General features: G+C 71.2%; 3 protein-coding genes. 1 reads left to right on the top strand and 2 read right to left on the bottom strand.

Going from position 1 to position 3,119, the window contains the following annotated elements:
- Window positions 1-534: 534 nt before the first annotated feature.
- Entirely contained in the window at window positions 535-1,098 is a 564-nt protein-coding gene (locus FNQ90_RS17565) for a dihydrofolate reductase family protein (protein ID WP_182607256.1), read from the top strand.
- A gap of 279 nt (window positions 1,099-1,377) precedes the next feature.
- On the opposite strand, the gene FNQ90_RS17560 is transcribed toward FNQ90_RS17565, so the two are convergent.
- Window positions 1,378-2,547: an RNA polymerase sigma factor gene (locus tag FNQ90_RS17560; RefSeq protein WP_182607255.1), complete on the bottom strand. Its 1,170-nt coding sequence runs from the start codon at window positions 2,545-2,547 to the stop codon at window positions 1,378-1,380.
- The gene (locus tag FNQ90_RS17555) at window positions 2,544-2,951 is read right to left on the bottom strand and encodes a YciI family protein (RefSeq protein WP_182607254.1); all 408 of its coding nucleotides are present in this window, start codon (window positions 2,949-2,951) and stop codon (window positions 2,544-2,546) included. Before FNQ90_RS17555 ends, FNQ90_RS17560 begins: the two co-directional genes overlap by 4 nt.
- Window positions 2,952-3,119: the final 168 nt, after the last annotated feature.

Below are 3,119 nucleotides of genomic sequence, written 5' to 3'. Positions count from 1 at the left end.
GGGGGGTAGTCGACGTTACCGTTTCGTCATCAACCCGATGGGGGGGGGCCGTCGGGTGATCATCTTGCTCGAAGGGTGCTCCCCCGTCGGGTCGGCCCCTCGCGTCGATCCGCCGAGAATTGACCCATGTGTCGATTTCGGATGAGTGGCACCGGGTCACCACTTCCGTGAAGACCGTGAAAAGTTGAAGAAAAGGAGGAAATTAATTCTCGCGCGGAAATTCGTCTCTCGAGGTTACGTGTTCCGGGCCACGTTGTCCCGCCCCATTCGCCCGGGGAAGGGAAATCCATCCGATGGAGATGCCGAAAGAATTCCCTGACCGTTTTCCGTTGATCTTCGGTGTGTTCAAAGCTCTCCCCGCCCGGGTTGGGCTCGACCAGGTGCGCACCCCCACGCGACAATGTCACTCCGGGCGCGCCGCACCCCGTTCGCACAGCCCACGGCACCCGCGTGATCACGTGGCGTGCCCGCCCCCACCCGGCGCCCCTGGACCGACCGGGATCCGCACGAGCCGAACCGGAACGGATGAACACCATGAGCGATACGAGCACGGGAAACGGCAAGGTGGTCGTGAACAGGTCGATGTCGCTCGACGGCTTCATCGCCGGTCCCGACCACGCGATGGACTGGATCTTCGACTTCGTGGCCCCGGACGAGTTCCCGGAGCTCGCGGCGGCCACCGGCGCCATGCTCATCGGCCGGCGGACCCACGAGGTGGGCAACCGGATGCGGGCCGACAATCCGGACGGCACGGACTACCCCTTCTCCGGGCCCGTGTTCGTCCTCACCCATCGGCCGCCGGAGCCGCCGGAGCCGCCGGACCCGGCGGTCACGTTCCTCACCGGTGACATCGGGGAAGCGGTCGCCACCGCGCGCCGCGCGGCCGGCGGAAAGAACCTGGAGATCCTCGGCGCCGACGTGGCCGGCCAGTGCCTGCGGCGGGGACTCGTGGACGAGATCCTGGTGTACGTGCTGCCGGTGCTGCTCGGCGACGGCATCCGCTTCTCGCCCCCCGGCCTCACCAGGACGGACCTGGAACCGATCGACAGCACGCGGTCGGGCGCCGTCACCATCCTCCGGTTCCGCGTCCCCGGGTAGCCCTCGGCTTCCCCCGACGTGGGGAGGACGCCGCCGTCCGGGCCATCATCGGCTGATGTGATACCGGTATTCACGCGGGTGGGGGCACGGGGGTCTGGTCCCCGGGGGCCGATCCCACCCCTTCGGGCGGAACGCCCGGCCCGAGGAGAGAAGTGGTGGGAGATCGGAGGATCGACCCGCTGTTTCCGGAATGCCGGACACGGCGGCACGGCGGCTCACCCCGTCTCCGGCCGGGAGGGTGACGGCGAGGAACCGCCGTCCTCTCCCGGGCACGACTCATCACCGCCTCCGCCGGGTGTTGAGGTGGGCGGCCCGGCGGGTCAGGTGGTCGCGTTCGGCGAGGTTGGGCGCCTTGTGGGCCGCCTCGGCGTAGAGCCGTGCCGCCGTCGCGAGGTCCCCGTCGCGCTCGTGCAGGTGGGCCGCCACGGCGGTGTAACGGGGCAGTGATTCGTCCAGGTCCGCGAGGGCCGCCAGGCCGGCGCGCGGCCCGTCGGTCTCCCCGACGGCCACCGCCCGGTTGAGTCGGGCGATCGGACTGTCGGTCAGTCGCACGAGTTCGTCGTACCACTCGACGATCTGCACCCAGTCGGTCTCCCCGACGGTGGGCGCGTCGGCGTGGAGCGCCGCGATCGCGGCCTGGGCCTGGAATTCGCCCAGCCGATCCCGGGCCAGCGCGGCCTGCAGGATTTCCACCCCCTCGGCGATCACCTCCGTGTCCCACCGGCTCCGGTCCTGCTCGGCGAGCGGCACCAGACCGCCGTCGGGCGCGGTCCGGGCGGCACGCCGGGCGTGGTGGATCAGCATGAGGGCGAGCAGCCCCGCCGGCTCGGGGTGGTCGATGGCTGCCGCGAGTCGCCGGGTGAGCCGGATGGCCTCGGCGGCGAGGTCCACGTCACCGGAGTAGCCCTCGTTGAAGATCAGGTAGAGGACGCGCAGCACGGTGGCGACGTCGCCGGGCCGGTCGAAGCGCGCGCCGGAGACGGTGCGCTTGGCCCGGCTGATGCGCTGCGCCATGGTCGCCTCGGGCACCAGATACGCCCGGGCGATCTGGCGGGTGGACAGCCCGCCGAGGGCGCGCAGGGTGAGCGCGACCGCCGAGGACGGGGTCAGCGACGGATGCGCGCACAGGAAGTGCAGCCACAGCGTGTCGTCCGCCCCGGTCACGGGCCCGGGCGCCGGCTCCTCGGTGATCAGCTCCTCGCGCCGCCGGCGGGCCGCGTCCGCCCGGACGGCGTCGAGGAACCGGCGCCGGGCCACCGTGACCAACCACCCCTTCGGGTCGCGCGGGGGATCGGTCGGCCAGACACGCATCGCCTCGACCAGCGCGTCCTGCACGGCGTCCTCGGCCGCCGCGAAGTCGGCTCCGCGGCGGACGAGGATTCCCGGGACGCCCGGTACGAGGCCCCGGATCAGAGCCTCGTCCACGGCGGGGGTCGGGTCGGGGGTCATTCGGTGATGGTGGGAGGCACGGTCAGGAACGGGCGCACCTCGATCCACTCGTGGAGCGGCTCCCCACCGGCCGCCGGTGCGGCCGACAGCTCACCGGCCAACTCGACGGCGCGCTCCCGGCTGTCGACGTCGACCACCATCCAGCCGGCGATGAGGTCCTTGGTCTCGGGGAACGGGCCGTCGGTGATAGGGGGCCGGCCCTCGCCGTCGTAGCGGACGAACATGCCCTCCGGGGCGAGCGCCTGCGCGTCGACGAACTCCCCGGTCCGTTCCAGCCGGGCCGCGAAGTCGCTCATGTACCGCATGTGGGCCGAGATCTCCTCCGGCGTCCACTTCTCCATGGGGACGTCGTTGACCGGGGCCGGGGCGCCTCGGTAGTGCTTGAGCAGCAGGTACTTGGCCATGACGGTTCTCCTCGGTGCCGGTGCGATCCATTGTGGTCGCGTTCGGTGGCTTTCACAGGGGAGACGGAGCCGAACGCGGGTTCTCGACATCCCCGGCCGAACTTTTTCGATCCGATCCGGTGAGTCGGGCCGGGCCCACCCGGGAGGAAGGGAGGCGGGGAGCAGGGG

The sequence above is a fragment of the Streptomyces alkaliphilus genome, assembly GCF_014141535.1.
Taxonomy (GTDB): Bacteria; Actinomycetota; Actinomycetes; order Streptomycetales; family Streptomycetaceae; genus Streptomyces; species Streptomyces alkaliphilus.
Note: the sequence above shows the minus strand (reverse complement) of the source record. Positions and strands in the feature narration are given on the sequence as shown.